Source organism: Streptococcus mitis SK1080 (assembly GCF_000220085.1).
Taxonomy (GTDB): domain Bacteria; phylum Bacillota; class Bacilli; order Lactobacillales; family Streptococcaceae; genus Streptococcus; species Streptococcus mitis_K.
In genome coordinates, this window is sequence record NZ_AFQV01000006.1 from 1 (window position 1) to 20,789 (window position 20,789).

A 20,789-nucleotide genomic window follows, 5' to 3' on the forward strand; every position below is an offset into this window, starting at 1 on the left:
GATAACTATTGGAAACGATAGCTAATACCGCATAAGAGTAGATGTTGCATGACATTTGCTTAAAAGGTGCAATTGCATCACTACCAGATGGACCTGCGTTGTATTAGCTAGTTGGTGGGGTAACGGCTCACCAAGGCGACGATACATAGCCGACCTGAGAGGGTGATCGGCCACACTGGGACTGAGACACGGCCCAGACTCCTACGGGAGGCAGCAGTAGGGAATCTTCGGCAATGGACGGAAGTCTGACCGAGCAACGCCGCGTGAGTGAAGAAGGTTTTCGGATCGTAAAGCTCTGTTGTAAGAGAAGAACGAGTGTGAGAGTGGAAAGTTCACACTGTGACGGTATCTTACCAGAAAGGGACGGCTAACTACGTGCCAGCAGCCGCGGTAATACGTAGGTCCCGAGCGTTGTCCGGATTTATTGGGCGTAAAGCGAGCGCAGGCGGTTAGATAAGTCTGAAGTTAAAGGCTGTGGCTTAACCATAGTACGCTTTGGAAACTGTTTAACTTGAGTGCAAGAGGGGAGAGTGGAATTCCATGTGTAGCGGTGAAATGCGTAGATATATGGAGGAACACCGGTGGCGAAAGCGGCTCTCTGGCTTGTAACTGACGCTGAGGCTCGAAAGCGTGGGGAGCAAACAGGATTAGATACCCTGGTAGTCCACGCCGTAAACGATGAGTGCTAGGTGTTAGACCCTTTCCGGGGTTTAGTGCCGTAGCTAACGCATTAAGCACTCCGCCTGGGGAGTACGACCGCAAGGTTGAAACTCAAAGGAATTGACGGGGGCCCGCACAAGCGGTGGAGCATGTGGTTTAATTCGAAGCAACGCGAAGAACCTTACCAGGTCTTGACATCCCTCTGACCGCTCTAGAGATAGAGTTTTCCTTCGGGACAGAGGTGACAGGTGGTGCATGGTTGTCGTCAGCTCGTGTCGTGAGATGTTGGGTTAAGTCCCGCAACGAGCGCAACCCCTATTGTTAGTTGCCATCATTCAGTTGGGCACTCTAGCGAGACTGCCGGTAATAAACCGGAGGAAGGTGGGGATGACGTCAAATCATCATGCCCCTTATGACCTGGGCTACACACGTGCTACAATGGCTGGTACAACGAGTCGCAAGCCGGTGACGGCAAGCTAATCTCTTAAAGCCAGTCTCAGTTCGGATTGTAGGCTGCAACTCGCCTACATGAAGTCGGAATCGCTAGTAATCGCGGATCAGCACGCCGCGGTGAATACGTTCCCGGGCCTTGTACACACCGCCCGTCACACCACGAGAGTTTGTAACACCCGAAGTCGGTGAGGTAACCGTAAGGAGCCAGCCGCCTAAGGTGGGATAGATGATTGGGGTGAAGTCGTAACAAGGTAGCCGTATCGGAAGGTGCGGCTGGATCACCTCCTTTCTAAGGATAAGGAACTGCGCATTGGTCTTGTTTAGTCTTGAGAGGTCTTGTGGGGCCTTAGCTCAGCTGGGAGAGCGCCTGCTTTGCACGCAGGAGGTCAGCGGTTCGATCCCGCTAGGCTCCATTGGTGAGAGATCACCAAGTAATGCACATTGAAAATTGAATATCTATATCAAATAGTAACAAGAAAATAAACCGAAAACGCTGTAGTATTAATAAGAGTTTATGACTGAAAGGTCAGAAAAATAAGGTTAAGTTAATAAGGGCGCACGGTGGATGCCTTGGCACTAGGAGCCGAAGAAGGACGTGACAAACGACGATATGCCTTGGGTAGCTGTAAGTAAGCGATGATCCAGGGATTTCCGAATGGGGGAACCCAACAGGTACTACCTGTTACCCGCATCTGTTAAGGATGTGAGGAGGAAGACGCAGTGAACTGAAACATCTAAGTAGCTGCAGGAAGAGAAAGCAAAAGCGATTGCCTTAGTAGCGGCGAGCGAAACGGCAGAAGGGCAAACCGAAGAGTTTACTCTTCGGGGTTGTAGGACTGCAATGTGGACTCAAAGATTATAGAAGAATGATTTGGGAAGATCAGCCAAAGAGAGTAATAGCCTCGTATTTAAAATAGTCTTTGTACCTAGCAGTATCCTGAGTACGGCGGGACACGTGAAATCCCGTCGGAATCTGGGAGGACCATCTCCCAACCCTAAATACTCCCTAGTGACCGATAGTGAACCAGTACCGTGAGGGAAAGGTGAAAAGCACCCCGGGAGGGGAGTGAAATAGAACCTGAAACCGTGTGCCTACAACAAGTTCGAGCCCGTTAATGGGTGAGAGCGTGCCTTTTGTAGAATGAACCGGCGAGTTACGTTATGATGCGAGGTTAAGTTGAAGAGACGGAGCCGTAGGGAAACCGAGTCTGAATAGGGCGAATTAGTATCATGACGTAGACCCGAAACCATGTGACCTACCCATGAGCAGGTTGAAGGTGCGGTAAGACGCACTGGAGGACCGAACCAGGGCACGTTGAAAAGTGCTTGGATGACTTGTGGGTAGCGGAGAAATTCCAAACGAACTTGGAGATAGCTGGTTCTCTCCGAAATAGCTTTAGGGCTAGCGTCGACATAAAGATTCTTGGAGGTAGAGCACCGTTTGGGTGAGGGGTCCATCCCGGATTACCAATCTCAGATAAACTCCGAATGCCAATGAATTATGGTCGGCAGTCAGACTGCGAGTGCTAAGATCCGTAGTCGAAAGGGAAACAGCCCAGACCACCAGCTAAGGTCCCAAAATAATTGTTAAGTGGAAAAGGATGTGGGGTTGCACAGACAACTAGGATGTTAGCTTAGAAGCAGCTATTCATTCAAAGAGTGCGTAATAGCTCACTAGTCGAGTGACCCTGCGCCGAAAATGTACCGGGGCTAAAACAATTTACCGAAGCTGTGGATACCTTTATAGGTATGGTAGGAGAGCGTTCTATGTGTGATGAAGGTGTACCGTGAGGAGTGCTGGAACGCATAGAAGTGAGAATGCCGGTATGAGTAGCGAAAGACAGGTGAGAATCCTGTCCACCGTAAGACTAAGGTTTCCAGGGGAAGGCTCGTCCGCCCTGGGTTAGTCGGGACCTAAGGAGAGACCGAAAGGTGTATCCGATGGACAACAGGTTGATATTCCTGTACTAGAGTATGTAGTGATGGAGGGACGCAGTAGGCTAACTAAAGCAGACGATTGGAAGTGTCTGTCTAAGCAGTGAGGTGTGAATTGAGTTAAATGCTTAGTTCTATAACATTGAGCTGTGATGGGGAGCGAAGTTTAGTAGCGAAGTTAGTGACGTCACACTGCCAAGAAAAGCTTCTAGCGTTTAAACATACTCTACCCGTACCGCAAACCGACACAGGTAGTCGAGGCGAGTAGCCTCAGGTGAGCGAGAGAACTCTCGTTAAGGAACTCGGCAAAATGACCCCGTAACTTCGGGAGAAGGGGTGCTGACTTTAAGTCAGCCGCAGTGAATAGGCCCAAGCAACTGTTTATCAAAAACACAGCTCTCTGCTAAATCGTAAGATGATGTATAGGGGGTGACGCCTGCCCGGTGCTGGAAGGTTAAGAGGAGTGCTTAGCGCAAGCGAAGGTATGAATTGAAGCCCCAGTAAACGGCGGCCGTAACTATAACGGTCCTAAGGTAGCGAAATTCCTTGTCGGGTAAGTTCCGACCCGCACGAAAGGCGTAATGATTTGGGCACTGTCTCAACGAGAGACTCGGTGAAATTTTAGTACCTGTGAAGATGCAGGTTACCCGCGACAGGACGGAAAGACCCCATGGAGCTTTACTGCAGTTTGATATTGAGTGTCTGTACCACATGTACAGGATAGGTAGGAGTCTACGAGATCGGGACGCCAGTTTCGAAGGAGACGTTGTTGGGATACTACCCTTGTGTTATGGCCACTCTAACCCAGATAGGTGATCCCTATCGGAGACAGTGTCTGACGGGCAGTTTGACTGGGGCGGTCGCCTCCTAAAAGGTAACGGAGGCGCCCAAAGGTTCCCTCAGAATGGTTGGAAATCATTCGCAGAGTGTAAAGGTATAAGGGAGCTTGACTGCGAGAGCTACAACTCGAGCAGGGACGAAAGTCGGGCTTAGTGATCCGGTGGTTCCGTATGGAAGGGCCATCGCTCAACGGATAAAAGCTACCCTGGGGATAACAGGCTTATCTCCCCCAAGAGTTCACATCGACGGGGAGGTTTGGCACCTCGATGTCGGCTCGTCGCATCCTGGGGCTGTAGTCGGTCCCAAGGGTTGGGCTGTTCGCCCATTAAAGCGGCACGCGAGCTGGGTTCAGAACGTCGTGAGACAGTTCGGTCCCTATCCGTCGCGGGCGTAGGAAATTTGAGAGGATCTGCTCCTAGTACGAGAGGACCAGAGTGGACTTACCGCTGGTGTACCAGTTGTCTTGCCAAAGGCATCGCTGGGTAGCTATGTAGGGAAGGGATAAACGCTGAAAGCATCTAAGTGTGAAACCCACCTCAAGATGAGATTTCCCATGATTATATATCAGTAAGAGCCCTGAGAGATGATCAGGTAGATAGGTTAGAAGTGGAAGTGTGGCGACACATGTAGCGGACTAATACTAATAGCTCGAGGACTTATCCAAAGTAACTGAGAATATGAAAGCGAGAGGTTTTCTTGGTTTGAATAGATATTCAATTTTGAGTAGGTATTACTCAGAGTTAAGTGACGATAGCCTAGGAGATACACCTGTACCCATGCCGAACACAGAAGTTAAGCCCTAGAACGCCGGAAGTAGTTGGGGGTTGCCCCCTGTGAGATATGGAAGTCGCTTAGCTTTATTCCGCCATAGCTCAGTTGGTAGTAGCGCATGACTGTTAATCATGATGTCGTAGGTTCGAGTCCTACTGGCGGAGTAGTTAATTAAAAGAGGTTTTGACCTCTTTTTTGTTATATAATTAATAATCTATCTCGCACCTAATGAAGCGAGATATTTTTCTTGACGATAGAAGTTTCAGACACCATCATTTTTGAACAGTGAAAGCACTTGAATCGACGCTTTCTAAGGAGAATTCTAGTAGGCATATTAGTCGTTTCGAGGTAAGGGATCTTAGAGGTTTTTTGAAAGTCATATTTCTTCATTAGGCTTCCACAATCAGAGCAAGATGGAGCCTCATAATCCAATTTAGCAATGATTTCTTTGTGGGAATCTCTATTGATGATATCTATAATTTGAATATTAGGGTCTTTAATGTCTAGTAGTTTTGTGATAAAATGTAATTGTTCTATATGAATCTTTCTAATGATGGTTTGGTCGCTTTTCATTATAGATGATATGGGACTTTTTTCTACATTAAAATAGGCTCCATAATATCTATAGGGGATTTACCCACTACAAATATTATAGAGCCAGAAAAGCTAATCTCGAGAAAGGACAAATTTCGTCCTTTCTTTTTTTGATGTTTAGAGCGATGAAAATCCGTTTTTTGAAGTTTTTAAAGTTCCGAAAACCAAAGTCGTTGCGCTTGATAAGTTTGATGGGATTATTAGTGACTTCTAGTTTGGCGTTAGAATAGGCTAGTTTAAGGACATTGACAATTTTCTTGTTATCTTTGAGAAATGTTTTAAAGATAGTTTGAAAAATAGGTAGTAAATTTGTTTCTATTCTGTCAACTTTTCCTATTTTTTCTCTTGTTGAGGTTGGTATTTTAACAATTCAGAAATTATTAATGATTAATTAAAATTTTTTGTTAGAATAAGATCATAAAAAGTAAAGGAGTGTATGCTTATGCTACAAAGTATTTATGATCAGATGACTGATTTCTATGACAGTATCGAAGAAGAGTATGCTATTTTCTTTGGTAATAGTTGGGACTGGGAACATTTTCATTTTAAATTTTTGATTTATTATTTAGTTAGATATGGCATTGGGTGTCGTAGGGATTTTATTGTTTACCATTATCGTGTTGCTTATCGTTTGTATCTTGAAAAATTGATAATGAAACAAGGTTTTGTTGCTTGTTGAGACAATATGAGTTAATTTCCGAACAAACTTACTTTTTTATGGCAATATAATAATAAATAGCTGGTTATTTTTCTAAAATATTTTTTAATAGTTGGAAATAGCAAATCTTTCTATTGTTTCTTCTTGATAAAAAGGCGATTTTTTCTTATAATAAATTGTAAGATATAATTGCAGGTGAGAGTCCTGCCATGTATGTGAGAAAGGAAGAGCCTGAGGGCTCAGACAAGATTATGACTTCAGTTGTTGTTGTAGGTACCCAGTGGGGTGATGAAGGGAAAGGGAAGATTACAGATTTCCTTTCAGCGAATGCAGAAGTGATTGCACGTTACCAAGGTGGTGATAATGCAGGTCACACGATTGTGATTGATGGTAAGAAATTTAAATTGCACTTGATTCCATCTGGGATTTTCTTCCCTGAAAAAATCTCTGTTATTGGAAACGGAATGGTTGTAAATCCTAAATCTCTTGTAAAAGAGTTGAGCTATCTTCATGAGGAGGGTGTGACAACGGATAACTTGCGTATTTCTGATCGCGCGCATGTTATTTTACCTTATCATATCGAGTTAGACCGTTTGCAAGAAGAAGCTAAGGGCGACAATAAGATTGGTACTACAATTAAGGGAATTGGTCCAGCTTATATGGACAAGGCTGCTCGTGTGGGAATTCGTATCGCAGATCTTTTGGATAAAGACATTTTCCGTGAGCGTTTAGAACGTAACCTTGCTGAAAAGAATCGTCTTTTTGAAAAATTGTATGACAGTAAAGCGATTGCTTTTGATGATATTTTTGAAGAGTATTACGAATATGGTCAACAAATCAAGAAATATGTGACAGATACATCTGTCATTTTGAATGATGCGCTTGATAACGGTAAACGTGTGCTTTTTGAAGGTGCACAAGGTGTTATGCTAGATATCGACCAAGGGACCTATCCATTTGTTACGTCATCAAACCCTGTGGCTGGTGGTGTGACCATTGGTTCAGGTGTTGGTCCAAGTAAGATTGACAAGGTTGTTGGTGTATGTAAAGCCTATACCAGTCGTGTAGGAGACGGTCCTTTCCCAACTGAGTTGTTTGATGAAGTGGGAGAACGTATCCGTGAAGTAGGTCATGAATATGGTACAACAACTGGTCGTCCACGTCGTGTGGGTTGGTTTGACTCAGTTGTGATGCGTCATAGCCGTCGCGTTTCTGGTATCACTAACCTTTCATTGAACTCTATCGATGTTTTGAGTGGTTTAGATACAGTGAAAATCTGTGTGGCTTATGATCTGGATGGTCAACGTATTGACTACTATCCAGCTAGTCTTGAGCAATTGAAACGTTGCAAGCCTATCTATGAAGAGTTGCCAGGTTGGTCAGAAGATATTACTGGAGTTCGTAATTTGGAAGATCTTCCTGAGAATGCGCGTAACTACGTTCGTCGTGTGAGTGAATTGGTTGGCGTTCGTATTTCTACTTTCTCAGTGGGTCCTGGTCGTGAACAAACAAATATTTTAGAAAGTGTTTGGTCCTAAGAGATTTTTAAGATTTGTTTAAGATAGGTCGGGTATACTATAAACAGTTACAAGAAGACCTCCTAACTTGTTGTAACAAATATCCTAAACTTTTCTTTTTCATAATAATCTCCCTATAAAGTCACCGCATTCGGTGGCTTTTTTTGTCTTGGGATTCATGATATAATAATAAAATCGACAAGTAGGAAAAGGGAAATTGATGAATTATACAGTTGAAGAAAAAGAAGTCTTTATGAGGGAAGCTTTGAGAGAGGCTGAGATTGCTCTTGAACACGATGAAATTCCAATTGGTTGTGTGATTGTCAAGGACGGAGAAATCATTGGCCGTGGGCATAATGCGCGTGAGGAATTGCAACGAGCGGTTATGCATGCGGAGATTATGGCAATAGAGAATGCGAACCTGAGTGAGGAGAGCTGGCGCTTGCTGGATTGCACGCTTTTTGTGACCATTGAGCCGTGTGTCATGTGTAGTGGGGCGATTGGACTCGCCCGTATTCCAAACGTGGTCTATGGGGCTAAAAATCAGAAATTTGGCGCTGCTGGGAGTTTGTACGATATCTTGACAGATGAGCGTCTCAACCATCGTGTGGATGTTGAAACGGGAATTTTGGAAGATGAATGCGCAGCTATCATGCAGGATTTTTTTAGAAATAGACGGAAAAAATAATTTTGCTTTTAAAATGAATAGGAATGTGATATAATAAATAGTGGAGCAACAGTTCTGCGTGAAGCGGGTCAGGGGAGGAATCCAGCAGCCCTAAGCGATTTGAATTGTGTGCTCTTTTTTTCGTGCTTTTTCCGAATAAATAAGATAGAATAATCTAGAATAAATGATAATAGAAAAGAGAAGATGATGAAAATTCGTGGTTTTGAATTGGTTTCTAGTTTTACAGATGAAAATTTATTGCCCAAGCGTGAGACAGCGCATGCGGCTGGTTACGACTTAAAGGTTGCTGTGCGTACAATTATTGCGCCAGGAGAGATTGTCTTGGTTCCGACAGGGGTTAAGGCTTATATGCAGCCGACGGAGGTTCTCTACCTTTATGATCGTTCTTCAAACCCTCGTAAGAAGGGCTTGGTCTTGATTAACTCTGTTGGGGTCATTGATGGGGACTATTATGGAAATCCTGGAAATGAAGGGCATATTTTTGCGCAGATGAAGAATATCACAGACCAAGAGGTGATTCTCGAAGTTGGAGAACGTGTTGTCCAAGCTGTCTTTGCTCCTTTCTTAATTGCAGATGGAGATGCGGCTGATGGCGTTCGAACTGGTGGATTTGGATCGACAGGGCACTAGAATGAAGATTATCTTTGTACGTCATGGGGAGCCAGATTACCGTGAGTTAGAGGAGCGTTCTTATACGGGATTTGGGATAGATTTGGCACCCTTGTCTGAGAAGGGACGGCAGCAAGCTCAGGAACTGAGCAAAAATCCTTTACTCTCGTCAGCTGAAATAATCGTATCTTCTGCAGTCACAAGAGCTTTAGAAACGGCTTCTTATGTGGCCTGTGCTACGGGACTTCCTTTAAGAGTAGAGCCTTTATTACATGAATGGCAGGTCTATGAAAGTGGCACAGATAATTTTGAAAAAGCTCGTACTATGTTTCTAGAAAATAAGGGGGAATTACTTCCTAATAGTCCTATTCAATATGAGACAGCTGCGGAGATGAAGTCTCGGTTTCTAGAATGTATGTCTAAGTATCGAGAATATCAGACTGTGGTAGTTGTTGCTCATCGAATGCTCATGCGCCAATTTGTACCAGACGAGAAGATTGATTTTTGCCAAGTGATTGAGTATGAGTTAGAGATATAGAAAGAGGTTTATCATCGCAAAGAAAAAAGCGACATTTGTATGTCAAAATTGTGGGTATAATTCCCCTAAATATCTGGGACGATGCCCCAACTGTGGGTCTTGGTCTTCTTTTGTAGAAGAGGTTGAGGTTGCCGAGGTCAAGAATGCGCGTGTGTCCTTGACAGGTGAGAAAACCAAGCCCATGAAATTGGCTGAGGTGACTTCAATCAATGTCAATCGAACCAAGACGGAGATGGAGGAATTCAACCGTGTACTTGGAGGCGGAGTGGTACCAGGAAGTCTCGTCCTCATAGGTGGGGATCCTGGGATTGGGAAATCAACCCTTCTCCTACAAGTCTCAACCCAGTTGTCTCAAGTGGGGACAGTTCTCTATGTCAGTGGGGAGGAGTCTGCCCAGCAGATTAAGCTACGAGCAGAGCGCTTGGGAGATATTGATAGCGAGTTTTATCTCTATGCAGAGACCAATATGCAGAGTGTTCGAGCTGAGGTGGAGCGCATCCAGCCAGACTTCCTCATCATTGACTCTATCCAGACCATTATGTCTCCTGAGATTTCAGGGGTGCAGGGGTCTGTTTCTCAAGTGCGTGAGGTGACGGCTGAACTTATGCAGCTGGCCAAAACCAATAACATTGCCATCTTTATTGTAGGGCATGTGACCAAGGAAGGAACATTAGCTGGTCCTCGTATGTTGGAGCATATGGTGGATACGGTGCTTTACTTTGAAGGGGAGCGCCATCATACCTTCCGTATTTTAAGAGCGGTCAAAAATCGTTTTGGTTCCACTAATGAGATTGGGATTTTTGAGATGCAGTCGGGTGGATTGGTTGAGGTACTCAATCCGAGTCAAGTTTTCCTAGAAGAGCGTTTGGATGGAGCAACTGGTTCATCAATCGTTGTGACCATGGAAGGAACGCGTCCGATTTTGGCGGAAGTGCAGGCTTTGGTGACACCGACCATGTTTGGAAATGCCAAGCGTACAACGACAGGACTTGATTTTAATCGTGCTAGTCTGATTATGGCTGTTTTGGAAAAGCGTGCAGGTCTTCTCTTGCAAAATCAGGATGCCTATCTCAAATCTGCTGGCGGTGTCAAATTGGATGAACCTGCGATAGACTTGGCCGTTGCGGTTGCTATTGCTTCGAGCTATAAAGACAAGCCAACTAATCCTCAGGAATGTTTTGTAGGCGAACTGGGCTTGACAGGAGAAATTCGGCGTGTGAATCGTATCGAGCAACGCATCAATGAAGCTGCTAAGCTTGGATTTACAAAAATCTATGTACCCAAAAATTCCTTGACAGGCATCACTCCGCCCAAGGAAATTCAGGTCATTGGAGTAACAACGATTCAGGAAGTTTTGAAAAAGGTCTTTGCATAATCCGTGACAAATCCTCTTAAAAATGATAAGATAGGAGAAATATTTGACTATCAAATTTTCAAGGAGGGAATCGTGTCGTATTTTGAACAGTTTATGCAAGCCAATCAGGCTTATGTTGCCCTACATGGGCAATTAAATCTGCCACTTAAACCCAAAACAAGAGTAGCCATTGTGACCTGTATGGACTCACGTTTGCACGTTGCGCAAGCTCTGGGCTTGGCACTTGGGGATGCTCATATCTTGCGGAATGCAGGTGGTCGGGTGACTGAGGACATGATTCGTTCGCTAGTTATTTCCCAACAACAAATGGGGACAAGAGAGATTGTGGTGCTGCACCATACAGACTGTGGTGCTCAGACCTTTGAAAATGGTCCTTTTCAGGAGTATCTGAAAGAGGAACTAGGTGTCGATGTGTCAGATCAGGATTTTTTGCCCTTCCAAGATATAGAGGAGAGTGTACGTGAGGACATGCAATTGCTTATCGAATCTCCCCTAATACCAGACGATGTCATTATCTCTGGTGCCATTTACGATGTGGATACAGGAAGTATGACAGTCGTAGAATTGTAAAAAATTCATTTAGAAAGAAAGTGTATGAAGAAAAACAGTATTTTATTTATTTTTATTTTATTGCTATGTATTGGTTTGCAGTATGAAACCATCTACTATACGGACGGTTCGATGTCAGGTGCGGAATATGGACTAATGGGAGTTTCTATCTTTCTAGCTCTCTTTTACATGATTCCGGCTCTTTATTTCCTTTTCCGTATTGGGAAAAAATGGGAATTGCCAAAGAACGCCTTGATCTTGTCTTTATTGGGCGGGATGTTCCTTTCAGGCTGGCTATCTAGCTTTGCGAATACCTATATCCATGATTTGCTTGGCGTTCTTTTCCTAGATAGTGCATTTTTAAATGCCTTTGAAAGTGCTATTGTGGCTCCTTTGGTAGAAGAGCCCTTGAAATTGTTGCCACTTGTCTTTGTTTTGGCTCTGGTTCCTGTACGAAAATTAAAATCTTTGTTTTTACTAGGGATTGCTTCTGGTTTGGGATTCCAAATGATTGAGGATATTGGCTACATTCGTACAGATTTGCCAGAGGGCTTTGATTTTACCATTTCAAGGATTTTGGAGCGTATCATCTCAGGAATTGCCTCTCACTGGACTTTTTCAGGTCTGGCTGTAGTGGGTGTTTACTTGCTTTACAGAGCTTATAAAGGACAGAAGGTTGGCAAGAAAGAGGGGGTTATTTTCCTAGGTTTAGCCTTGGGAACTCATTTCTTGTTTAATTCTCCTTTTGTAGAATTAGAGACAGAGTTGCCTTTAGCGATTCCAGTGGCTATGGCTATTACTCTCTATGGTTTTTATCAGGCTTATCGTTTTGTTGAGAAGAACGATGAGATAATGAATTAGAATATTTTTCAAAAGAATGATGCAAGGGTACAAATATGGTGCCCTTCTTTTATTTTTGATTGAAAAATAGTGTAAAAAGCGCTACAATGGTATATGGAAAATCTTGTGAAAAGCACAAGTGATACATATATACCGGAGGAAATCATGTCTTTTTCTGATTTAAAGCTGTTTGCCCTTTCTTCTAATAAAGAATTGGCAGAACGTGTGGCGCAGGAGATTGGGATAGAGTTGGGGAAATCAAGTGTTCGCCAATTTTCAGATGGAGAGATTCAGGTCAACATCGAAGAATCAATCCGTGGGAAACACGTCTTTATCCTACAATCAACTAGCTCGCCTGTAAATGACAATCTGCTTGAAATTTTGATTATGGTAGATGCTTTGAAACGTGCGAGTGCAGAATCTGTCAATGTTGTCATGCCTTACTATGGGTATGCACGTCAGGATAGAAAGGCGAGAGCGCGTGAGCCAATCACTTCAAAACTTGTCGCAAATATGCTTGAAGTAGCTGGAGTGGATCGTTTATTGACCATCGACTTGCATGCTGCGCAGATTCAAGGATTCTTTGATATTCCTGTGGATCACTTGATGGGGGCTCCTCTGATTGCGGATTATTTTGAGCGTCGTGGCATGATTGGTTCTGACTATGTGGTTGTCAGCCCAGACCATGGAGGGGTGACTCGTGCTCGTAAGTTGGCAGAATTTTTGAAAACATCTATCGCTATCATTGACAAACGTCGTAGTGTTGATAAGATGAATACCAGTGAAGTCATGAACATCATCGGTAAGGTAGAAGGCAAGACTTGTATCTTGATTGATGATATGATTGATACGGCTGGAACGATTTGTCATGCGGCAGATGCTCTTGCGGAAGCTGGTGCTGTTGAAGTCTATGCAAGCTGTACGCACCCAGTGCTTTCTGGTCCTGCTATGGACAATATCCAAAATTCAGCTATTAAGAAATTGGTTGTTTTGGATACCATTTATCTGCCAGAAGAGCGTTTGATTGATAAGATTGAGCAGATTTCAATCGCTCATCTCTTGGGGGATGCTATCGTACGTATTCATGAAAAACGACCACTTTCTCCACTTTTCGGTATTGAGAAAAAAATTTAATGACCAAGCCTGAGATGATTCTCAGGTTTTTTCGTCTTTTTTCCGAATAAATAGATAGTAGCAGTGAATCTAGTGAGCTTAGATTTAAAAATGTGCTATAATAGAAGGAGGAAAAGGATGATTCTCAGACATCCGGGTATCAGCCCAACCAATGACTTGGTAGCTAAGAAAATCTTTAGCAATCCAGAAATCACTTGTCAATTTATTCGCGATATGCTGGATTTACCAGCTAAAAATGTGACCATTTTGGAGGGAAGTAACATTCATGTCTTGCCTTCCTTACCGTACTCGGCACAGGATTTCTATACCAGTATAGATGTTTTGGCGGAGTTGGATAATGGTACGCAAGTTATCATCGAAATTCAGGTTCATCATCAGAATTTTTTCATCAATCGTTTGTGGGCTTACTTGTGCAGTCAGGTCAATCAAAATCTAGAAAAAATTCGCCAACGTGAAGGTGATACCCACCAGAGTTACAAGCATATCGCACCTGTTTACGCAATAGCTATTGTGGATAGTAATTATTTCCAAGATGATCTAGCTTTCCACAGTTTCAGTATGCGCGAAGACACGACAGGTGAGGTCTTAACTATCACAAATAACGGTCAAGAAAACCATCTGGTTAAGATGGCATTCTTGGAATTAAAAAAATACAGAGAAACCAGCAAAGACAAGGTTCGCAAGCCGTGGTTGGAGTTTTTCGGGAATAAACCCTTTACTCAGCAACCCGAGCGAGCCATCAGCCAAGCAGACCAACTGCTAGACTACAAGAGCTGGTCCGAGGAGGACAGAAAAATGTTTAGTCAACTACGTATGCGCGAAGAACAAGCCTTGTTAGCACAGGACTATGCCTTGGAACAAGCTGAGGAAAAGGGCTTAGAACGTGGTCGTGCAGAAGGTATTGAACAAGGTTTAGAGCGTGGGAAAATCTTTACCTTTCTAGATTTAGTACGCCAACATGTTTTAACTTCCGAATTCGCGAGTGAACAATTGGGTATGTCAGTAGCGGAGTTTGAAGCACTTTTGTAATACCATCACAGTAATGGCGTTCTTGGAATTAAGAAAATACAGAGAAACCAGCAAAGATAGCGTTCGCAAGCCGTGGTTGGAGTTTTTCGGGAACAAGCCCTTTACCCAACAACCCGAGCTAGCCATCAGCCAGGCAGACCAACTGCTGGACTATCAGAGCTGGTCCGAGGAGGACAGGAAGATGTTTAGCCAACTACGTATGCGAGAAGAACAGGCCTTGTTTGTACTGACCCCAAAAAGTTAGACAAATAATTTAAGTAAAGGATTTAGTTCTGTATTGCACAGGACTGAGTCCTTTTAATTTTACCTTAATGCGTTTATTGTTGTAGTAATCAATATAGTCTACAATAGCTTGCTCCAATTGATTAAGTGATTTAAACGTCTTCTCATAACCATAAAACATTTCGGATTTCAAAATACCAAAGAAGGATTCCATCATGCCGTTGTCTGGACTATTTCCCTTACGCGACATAGATGGCTGGATTCCTTTATCCTCTAAAAAATGATGATAGAAATCGTGTTGGTATTGCCATCCCTGGTCACTATGGAGAATTGTATTTTCGTAATATTCCTCTGTAAAGGTTTGTTCTAGCATATCTTTCACTTGTATCAAGTTCGGTGACGTAGAAAGATTATAGGCGATAATTTCACTGTTAAAACCATCTAAAACTGGTGATAAATAGAGCTTTTGACTGCTTGCCGGAATGGCAAACTCTGTTACATCTGTGTAGCACTTTTCCATTGGCTTCGATGCTTCAAATTGGCGTTGAATAAGGTTATCTGCTTTCTTGCCAATCTCTCCTTGGTAGGAAGAATACTTTCGTTTACGACGAATCCGAGCACTTAAACCAAGGATCTTCATCAGACGTTGGACCTTCTTATGGTTCACTACAAAACCACGATTCCTCAATTCTAGAGTCATTCGGCGATAACCATAATTTCCTTTATGCTCAGTAAAAATAGCTTGAATTTCATCTTTAATATCATGATTTTTATCGCTTTTATTTAACTGCTTTAGCTGGTAATAATAGGTTGAACGAGCTAGCTTAATAATCTTTAGAAGAATCTCTAAGGCAAACTCCGTTACCAATCCTCGGACAATTTCTGTTTTTCTTCTCGCTCCTTTTCGTCCCTCAATCGGAGTTCTCTCAACTTTTTTAGAATGGCATTCTCCGCTCTCAAGTACTCATTTTCTGCTTGAAGTCGCTCTAGCTCTGTCATCTCTTCAGGTTTCTTCTTTGGCTTACGTCCCATTTTAGATGGTCTCCCTCTTGTTTTCTCAACAATAGTATACCCGTTTTTCTTATATTGTGCCAGCCAATTAGGCAACATTCCAACACTTGGAAGAGCATAATCTAGAGACACCCTTATTTGAGAACGACCTTCGAGAAGAACTTTATCAATGATCTCTTGTTTTAGTTCAGGTGAATAGTAACAATTCTTTCCTTTTTTGACAATTTCTATTCCATAACGATCAATCAATCTAATCATGTACTGAAGATTAGAAATGTTTATTCCAAATATATTTGAAAGCTCTTTGAAGCTTTGTCCTTGTTTTCTAAGTTCATAGATCTGAACTTTATCTTTATAAGTCAATTTCATAATAAAAACACCCCAAAAGTTAGATTTTTTTGTCTAACTTTTGGGGTGCAGTACAGTTAGCACAGGACTATGCCTTGGAAACTGCTAGGGTGGAAGGTATCGAACAAGGACTGGAGCGCGGGAAAGTTGAAGGATAAATCTTTGCCTTTATTGATTTAGTATGACAACATGCTTTGCCTTTCGAATTTACGAGTGAACAATTAGACACAAATTGAAAAAATATCAAGTTGACTTGACTTTTTTTATAGAATAGTATAGTATTTAGATACAAGCACTCCTTTTGCTCCCTGTTTCATAGCAACTGGAGTCATTTTTTTATAAATTTAGAAGGTTAATGATGTACACAACTGATAATAGTATTTCTTTGTCAAGAGATTTAAAGAGAGAAATGAAAGCATTTTTACCTCTTGAAGATTTGGTAAGTTATCTTTCAGATAAGCTAGATATGTCACCTGAAGAGGAACTAGATTCCAAAAATTTTTTACGTTGCCATAATTACTATTCGTTTTCTGCTTTTATTAAACAGGTTCCAGATAATCTTCATAAAGGAAAATTTCAAGCAGCGATTTCATTGTATGAATTTAATGACTGGTTGTCACAGTTTCTGTTTATATTTTCTGGTAGATTAGAGCAGTTTATAAAATCAACTTTTATTGAATCGCTTTGTCAGCAATATAATGGAAAATATCAAAAAGGTGAGTGTTACTTGGATGAAACTATTTATGAAAACTCTGAATTATATAACGAATTTATTTCAATTATAGAAAAACATTTATCAGAGAATCAAAGTCTGTCAATACAGCATCATATCAAAAATAAAGGTTCTAAGTTCCCAATTTGGGTGCTTTTTCAAGAGATGACTTTTGGGGAAACAACTCGTTTTATAAGTGCACTGAAAAAAGAGTACCGGGAGTATTGGATAGATACTACATTTTTATCAACTGGTGTGGTAAATTCTAAAATTCATGGAGAAGAAATCCAGAGTAAATTATTTGGCTGGGTTTCAGCTACATGGTATATGAGAAATAGGACAGCACATCATTTAAGACTATATGGTCAAAATTTTACAATAGCAAGTCCAAGTTTCTTTTCAGCTGATTTGCGTCAAATAAACAAGAATGCAGAGACTAAAAAGAAAAAGACCCATAATAACGATTTATTTGCTTATCTTTTAGCTATGAAAAATCTTATACAACATCATTCACATTCTTTTGTTCAAGATTGGAACGATTTTTTAATGAGTTTAGAGGCACAGTTGATGGAAAAGTCAAATATCATATTATCTAGTAAGATTGGTTTGCCAAGCAATTGGAAAGATATATTGTGGATTGGTTGAACTAAGGAATGATTTATTTGCTCAAGCTATTATTCAGAGAATCTTTGACAATCCAGATGAGAAACCAAACATTAAGAAGTTGATTACCAAGATGAATGAAGGATAAGATGCGAGATTTTGGAATCGCTATAGCGGACGATGTAATAGCTGAACAAGGTGAGAAAATCAGAATCATCAAGGAACACGATGATGCTCTTTCCGTCTGTAAAGAAGATTTGGAAACTCAGTCAAGAATACCAAGAGCAGGTCAAGATGATTCAAATCGTTCCTAGATTCAGTGTGCTTTAATTTTAAAAATTAGGTGTCGAAACCTTTTTTAATACAGACAAAATTAAGGATAAACAATAATTTTAATAACTTTTATTTTTTTCGTCTCTTTTCCGAATAAATAGATAGAAGCAGTGAATCTAGCAAACCTAGATTAAAAAATGTGCTATAATAGAAGGAGGAAAAGGATGATTCTAAGACATCCGGGCATCAGCCCGACTAATGACTTGGTAGCTAAGAAAATCTTTAGCAATCCAGAAATCACTTGTCAATTTATTCGCGATATGTTGGACTTGCCAGCTAAAAATGTGACCATTTTGGAGGGAAGCAATATTCACGTCTTCCCTTCCCTGCCTTATTCAGCGCAGGATTTTTATACCAGTATAGACGTCTTGGCGGAGTTGGACAATGGAACGCAAGTAATTATTGAGATTCAAGTCCATCATCAGAATTTTTTCATCAATCGCCTGTGGGCTTACCTGTGCAGTCAGGTCAATCAAAATCTTGAAAAAATTCGCCAGCGAGAAGGTGATACCCACCAGAGTTACAAACACATTGCACCAGTATACGCTATCGCAATCGTGGACAGCAATTACTTTTCAGATGACTTAGCTTTTCATAGCTTTAGTATGCGCGAGGATACGACAGGTGAGGTTTTAACCATCACCAATAATGGACAGGAACATCATCTAGTCAAGATGGCGTTCTTGGAATTAAGAAAATACAGAGAAACCAGCAAAGACGAGGTTCGCAAGCCGTGGTTAGAGTTTTTCGGCAACAAGCCCTTTACCCAAGCACCCGAGCGAGCTATCAGCCAAGCAGACCAACTGCTAGATTACAAGAGCTGGTCCGAGGAGGACAGGAAAATGTTTAGTGAACAACGCAGACGCGAAGAACAAGCCTTACTCGCTCATGACTATGCCTTGGAAACAGCTAGGGCGGAAGGTATTGAACAGGGACTGGAGCGTGGTATTGAACAAGGACTTGAACGTGGCCGTGCAGAGGGTATTGAAAAAGGGCGAGAAGAGGGATTAAAAGTAGGTTTAGTAAATCTAGTACGTCAAGGTCTTCTAACACCTGAGGTTGCGAGTGAGCAATTAGGCATGACCGTGGCTGAGTTTGAAGAACTATTGAAAGACCATCATAAATAAGACCTAAAAATATAGAGAAACCAGCAAAGATGAGGTTCGCAAGCCATGGTTGGAGTTTTTCGGCAACAAGCCCTTTACCCAAGAACCCGAGCGAGCCATCAGCCAAGCAGACCAACTGCTGGACTACAAGAGCTGGTCCGAGGAGGACAGGAGAATGTTTAGTGAACAACGCAGGCGTGAAGAACAAGCCTTACTCGCTCATGACTATGCCTTGGAAACAGCTAGAGCGGAAGGAATCGAAAAAGGTTTAGAGCGAGGTCTTGAACGTGGTCGTGCAGAGGGTCTTGAACAAGGACGAGCAGAAGGCGTTGAACAGGGACTGGAGCGTGGGAAAATCTTTACCTTTCTAGATTTAGTACGCCAACATGTTTTAACCTCTGAATTTGCGAGTGAACAGTTGGGCATGTCAGTTACTGAGTTTGAGTCCTTGCTATGAGGTCACATTTTAAATAGTAGAAAGTTAATGAAATGGCGAGTTATTTCTAAAATACTTGTCATTTTTGCTTGACATTTGGAAGGGGTTATAGGATAATACCATAGAAGTGAGTTCTATCCAACTATCGATATGGATTAGATATGTGAGGTTTGACTCAGGGTTTAAGAAATTTGTGAGATTTTCACTTGGGAGATACGATATTTGAAGAGTATTTCATCTCACAAAGACGTTTTTTCACCTTTTTTGAAAAAATAGGTAAAAAGTTAAAGAAAACCCTTGACAAATCCTGCAAATATTTATATACTGTATGGTAGTAAGATAGTCTTACGAAAAAAATATTTTAAAGAAAACAAAGGAGATAAAACGATGAAAAAAGTTTTATTGACAAGCGCAGTAGTTCTTGCTACATTTGGTGCTACACAAGCTGTTTCAGCAGATATTGTAGATTTTAATAGCATTTTATCTGGAATCACTGATACTAATGCTAAAGCTAAAGTTAAAGCAAAAGCTGAAGAACTTAGAGATTTCCAATACAATCTATTGAATAAACAACAATTTGGTGGAAAAACTTTAAGAGAACTTTATATTAATTATGTTGCTAAAGAGGCAGCATATAAAGCACTTCCTGAAACAGTTAAAGCTGCATATGCTAATCTTGAGGCTCTTAGACAAGAACAAATCAAGATTGAAGATATGAAAGGTGATGCTAATGCATTAGCTAGCAAGGTAGCTGAGCTTGATGTAGCGATTACTAATGCTACACATAAGGTTGGTATTATCGCAGACGAGATTAAAGATATCAAAGCATCATTAGGTGTTGCTAATGATAAAGTCGCTGAATTGCGTGCTAAGAAATTAGATTTGGAACTTCAATATTCTTCAGCAGTTAAAGCAGCTGAAAGTGCGGGAGCAAAAGTTGATGCAGAAATCAACAATGAATTACAAAAAGTAAATAATGACTATGCAGCTGCTGTTAAGAAAGCTAATGAGCTTAATGAGCAACTTTCAGAAAAAGTAGCAGAACAAAAAGAAAATGCTTTCAATATTGGTCGTTATAATGCCGCTAAAGCAGCAGTTGTTGCTTATATGGCAGGAGATCAATCTAAGATTCTTGAAGCTTCATTTGACTTAGGTAAGAAAGTTAAAGCAGCTGAAGAAGCAGTTAGAGCAGCTGAAGCATCTATTGAGACTGCTCGCGCTGAACGTGATGCAGCTAAGAATGCACTTGAAACTGCTGAAACTATGGTTTCAGAAAAATTTGCTGATAAAGGCTTGACTTACAACCGTTCTGTATTTGAAGTTGCTGATACAAACGTAAACAATACTAAAGTTGGTTGGTACAAAAACCATGCAGGTATGTGGGCATACTACTCAACTGCTGGTGATAAAGCTACTGGTTGGAAACAAGTAGATGGCACTTGGTACTACTTTAACGCAGCAGGCGAAATGCAAAAATTCTGGGTTAAAGATGGCAACACTTGGTACTACCTAAACGGTTCAGGTGAACTCGTTACAGGTTGGTTGCAAGACGGTGGTAAATGGTACTTCCTAGATGCTTCAGGTGCTATGAAAGCTAGCCAATGGATTCAAAACAACGGTAGCTGGTACTACCTTGACGCTACAGGTGCCATGAAAGCTAACGGCTGGTTCCAAGTAGGAGACAAATGGTACTACGCAACTGCTTCAGGAGCTATCGCAGTAAACACTACTGTAGGTGGTTATACTGTAAACGGAAACGGTGAATGGGTTAAATAATCTAAGATAATTTAAAGCTAGGAGAAATCTCTCCTAGTTTTTTTGATTGCGA

15 protein-coding genes, 2 tRNA genes, 3 rRNA genes, 1 other RNA gene and 4 pseudogenes are annotated in these 20,789 nt (G+C 41.7%); 22 read left to right on the forward strand and 3 right to left on the reverse strand.

The window, feature by feature from the left end:
• From HMPREF9957_RS03350 to HMPREF9957_RS03370, 5 genes are all read left to right on the forward strand, one after another.
• Window positions 1-1,402 (forward strand): 16S ribosomal RNA (locus tag HMPREF9957_RS03350); the annotation flags it as partial.
• 51 nt (window positions 1,403-1,453) lie between these two features.
• A tRNA-Ala gene (locus HMPREF9957_RS03355) sits at window positions 1,454-1,526 on the forward strand.
• A 125-nt stretch (window positions 1,527-1,651) separates the two neighbouring features.
• A 23S ribosomal RNA gene (locus HMPREF9957_RS03360) occupies window positions 1,652-4,552 on the forward strand.
• A 76-nt stretch (window positions 4,553-4,628) separates the two neighbouring features.
• Window positions 4,629-4,744: ribosomal RNA gene (gene rrf / locus HMPREF9957_RS03365) — 5S ribosomal RNA — on the forward strand.
• 5 nt (window positions 4,745-4,749) lie between these two features.
• Window positions 4,750-4,823 (forward strand) — tRNA-Asn (locus tag HMPREF9957_RS03370).
• Window positions 4,824-4,899: 76 nt separating this feature from the next.
• On the opposite strand, the pseudogene HMPREF9957_RS0102045 reads toward HMPREF9957_RS03370, so the two are convergent.
• Window positions 4,900-5,196 (reverse strand): annotated as a pseudogene (locus HMPREF9957_RS0102045) (transposase family protein); the annotation flags it as partial.
• Between the two features lie 129 nt (window positions 5,197-5,325).
• A pseudogene (locus HMPREF9957_RS12385) lies at window positions 5,326-5,554 on the reverse strand (transposase); the annotation flags it as partial.
• Between the two features lie 141 nt (window positions 5,555-5,695).
• Here HMPREF9957_RS12385 and comW point away from each other — a divergent pair.
• The 12 genes and pseudogenes from comW to HMPREF9957_RS13280 all read left to right on the forward strand — a co-directional run.
• Window positions 5,696-5,932, forward strand: coding sequence for a sigma(X)-activator ComW (gene comW / locus HMPREF9957_RS03375; protein WP_000941924.1), 237 nt, complete (start codon window positions 5,696-5,698; stop codon window positions 5,930-5,932).
• Between the two features lie 230 nt (window positions 5,933-6,162).
• Window positions 6,163-7,449 (forward strand): adenylosuccinate synthase, encoded by a 1,287-nt coding sequence (locus HMPREF9957_RS03380; RefSeq protein WP_001832534.1) that lies wholly within the window; start codon window positions 6,163-6,165, stop codon window positions 7,447-7,449.
• Window positions 7,450-7,648: 199 nt separating this feature from the next.
• Entirely contained in the window at window positions 7,649-8,116 is a 468-nt protein-coding gene (gene tadA / locus HMPREF9957_RS03385; protein ID WP_001110110.1) for a tRNA adenosine(34) deaminase TadA, read from the forward strand.
• A 32-nt stretch (window positions 8,117-8,148) separates the two neighbouring features.
• An RNA gene (gene ffs, locus HMPREF9957_RS12390) (signal recognition particle sRNA small type) lies at window positions 8,149-8,246 on the forward strand.
• A gap of 56 nt (window positions 8,247-8,302) precedes the next feature.
• Window positions 8,303-8,746: a dUTP diphosphatase gene (locus HMPREF9957_RS03390; RefSeq protein WP_000701982.1), complete on the forward strand. Its 444-nt coding sequence runs from the start codon at window positions 8,303-8,305 to the stop codon at window positions 8,744-8,746.
• Entirely contained in the window at window positions 8,706-9,263 is a 558-nt protein-coding gene (locus tag HMPREF9957_RS03395) for a histidine phosphatase family protein (RefSeq protein WP_000863573.1), read from the forward strand. The genes HMPREF9957_RS03390 and HMPREF9957_RS03395 overlap by 41 nt, the downstream gene beginning before the upstream one ends.
• 13 nt (window positions 9,264-9,276) lie before the next feature.
• Window positions 9,277-10,638 carry a DNA repair protein RadA gene (gene radA / locus HMPREF9957_RS03400; protein ID WP_077804517.1) on the forward strand — a complete coding sequence of 454 codons (1,362 nt, stop codon included), beginning with the start codon at window positions 9,277-9,279 and terminating at the stop codon, window positions 10,636-10,638.
• Between the two features lie 72 nt (window positions 10,639-10,710).
• Window positions 10,711-11,208 (forward strand): beta-class carbonic anhydrase, encoded by a 498-nt coding sequence (locus tag HMPREF9957_RS03405; RefSeq protein ID WP_004237611.1) that lies wholly within the window; start codon window positions 10,711-10,713, stop codon window positions 11,206-11,208.
• Window positions 11,209-11,232: 24 nt separating this feature from the next.
• Window positions 11,233-12,048, forward strand: coding sequence for a PrsW family intramembrane metalloprotease (locus HMPREF9957_RS03410; RefSeq protein ID WP_000742253.1), 816 nt, complete (start codon window positions 11,233-11,235; stop codon window positions 12,046-12,048).
• A gap of 144 nt (window positions 12,049-12,192) precedes the next feature.
• Window positions 12,193-13,161 (forward strand): ribose-phosphate diphosphokinase, encoded by a 969-nt coding sequence (locus tag HMPREF9957_RS03415; RefSeq protein ID WP_000010155.1) that lies wholly within the window; start codon window positions 12,193-12,195, stop codon window positions 13,159-13,161.
• A gap of 117 nt (window positions 13,162-13,278) precedes the next feature.
• Window positions 13,279-14,190, forward strand: coding sequence for an Rpn family recombination-promoting nuclease/putative transposase (locus HMPREF9957_RS03420; RefSeq protein WP_000603340.1), 912 nt, complete (start codon window positions 13,279-13,281; stop codon window positions 14,188-14,190).
• Window positions 14,189-14,410 (forward strand): annotated as a pseudogene (locus HMPREF9957_RS13280) (Rpn family recombination-promoting nuclease/putative transposase); the annotation flags it as partial. The gene HMPREF9957_RS03420 and the pseudogene HMPREF9957_RS13280, both read left to right, overlap by 2 nt.
• Window positions 14,411-14,443: 33 nt before the next feature.
• Here the strand turns inward: HMPREF9957_RS13280 and HMPREF9957_RS12395 are convergent.
• Window positions 14,444-15,792, reverse strand: a protein-coding gene (locus HMPREF9957_RS12395; protein ID WP_141562063.1) for an IS3 family transposase whose coding sequence is annotated in 2 segments (ribosomal slippage) — window positions 14,444-15,351 and window positions 15,351-15,792 — 1,350 coding nt in all. Because the reading frame shifts where the segments join, the coding sequence is not laid out codon by codon here.
• Window positions 15,793-16,129: 337 nt separating this feature from the next.
• Between HMPREF9957_RS12395 and HMPREF9957_RS03445 the strand changes: the two genes are divergently transcribed.
• The 5 genes and pseudogenes from HMPREF9957_RS03445 to HMPREF9957_RS13680 all read left to right on the forward strand — a co-directional run bounded on the left by HMPREF9957_RS03445 (window position 16,130) and on the right by HMPREF9957_RS13680 (window position 20,737).
• Window positions 16,130-17,128: an Abi family protein gene (locus tag HMPREF9957_RS03445; RefSeq protein ID WP_000288758.1), complete on the forward strand. Its 999-nt coding sequence runs from the start codon at window positions 16,130-16,132 to the stop codon at window positions 17,126-17,128.
• A 107-nt stretch (window positions 17,129-17,235) separates the two neighbouring features.
• Complete coding sequence (locus tag HMPREF9957_RS13285) at window positions 17,236-17,400, forward strand: hypothetical protein (protein WP_004242079.1); 165 nt, start codon at window positions 17,236-17,238, stop codon at window positions 17,398-17,400.
• A 183-nt stretch (window positions 17,401-17,583) separates the two neighbouring features.
• Complete coding sequence (locus HMPREF9957_RS03450) at window positions 17,584-18,546, forward strand: Rpn family recombination-promoting nuclease/putative transposase (RefSeq protein ID WP_000603329.1); 963 nt, start codon at window positions 17,584-17,586, stop codon at window positions 18,544-18,546.
• 7 nt (window positions 18,547-18,553) lie between these two features.
• A pseudogene (locus HMPREF9957_RS0102055) lies at window positions 18,554-18,982 on the forward strand (Rpn family recombination-promoting nuclease/putative transposase); the annotation flags it as partial.
• A gap of 366 nt (window positions 18,983-19,348) precedes the next feature.
• Window positions 19,349-20,737 carry a hypothetical protein gene (locus HMPREF9957_RS13680; RefSeq protein WP_000757038.1) on the forward strand — a complete coding sequence of 463 codons (1,389 nt, stop codon included), beginning with the start codon at window positions 19,349-19,351 and terminating at the stop codon, window positions 20,735-20,737.
• Window positions 20,738-20,789: the final 52 nt, after the last annotated feature.

Bases quoted from the DNA above. Each gene is read 5' to 3' on its own strand.
- HMPREF9957_RS03410 (WP_000742253.1), top strand. From the start codon at position 11,233: ATGAAGAAAAACAGTATTTTATTTATTTTTATTTTATTGCTATGTATT.
- HMPREF9957_RS03390 (WP_000701982.1), top strand. From the start codon at position 8,303: ATGAAAATTCGTGGTTTTGAATTGGTTTCTAGTTTTACAGATGAAAAT.
- HMPREF9957_RS13680 (WP_000757038.1), top strand. From the start codon at position 19,349: ATGAAAAAAGTTTTATTGACAAGCGCAGTAGTTCTTGCTACATTTGGT.
- comW (WP_000941924.1), top strand. From the start codon at position 5,696: ATGCTACAAAGTATTTATGATCAGATGACTGATTTCTATGACAGTATC.
- HMPREF9957_RS03395 (WP_000863573.1), top strand. From the start codon at position 8,706: ATGGCGTTCGAACTGGTGGATTTGGATCGACAGGGCACTAGAATGAAG.
- HMPREF9957_RS03445 (WP_000288758.1), top strand. From the start codon at position 16,130: ATGTACACAACTGATAATAGTATTTCTTTGTCAAGAGATTTAAAGAGA.
- HMPREF9957_RS03450 (WP_000603329.1), top strand. From the start codon at position 17,584: ATGATTCTAAGACATCCGGGCATCAGCCCGACTAATGACTTGGTAGCT.
- HMPREF9957_RS13285 (WP_004242079.1), top strand. From the start codon at position 17,236: ATGCGAGATTTTGGAATCGCTATAGCGGACGATGTAATAGCTGAACAA.
- HMPREF9957_RS03415 (WP_000010155.1), top strand. From the start codon at position 12,193: ATGTCTTTTTCTGATTTAAAGCTGTTTGCCCTTTCTTCTAATAAAGAA.
- tadA (WP_001110110.1), top strand. From the start codon at position 7,649: ATGAATTATACAGTTGAAGAAAAAGAAGTCTTTATGAGGGAAGCTTTG.
- HMPREF9957_RS03380 (WP_001832534.1), top strand. From the start codon at position 6,163: ATGACTTCAGTTGTTGTTGTAGGTACCCAGTGGGGTGATGAAGGGAAA.
- HMPREF9957_RS03420 (WP_000603340.1), top strand. From the start codon at position 13,279: ATGATTCTCAGACATCCGGGTATCAGCCCAACCAATGACTTGGTAGCT.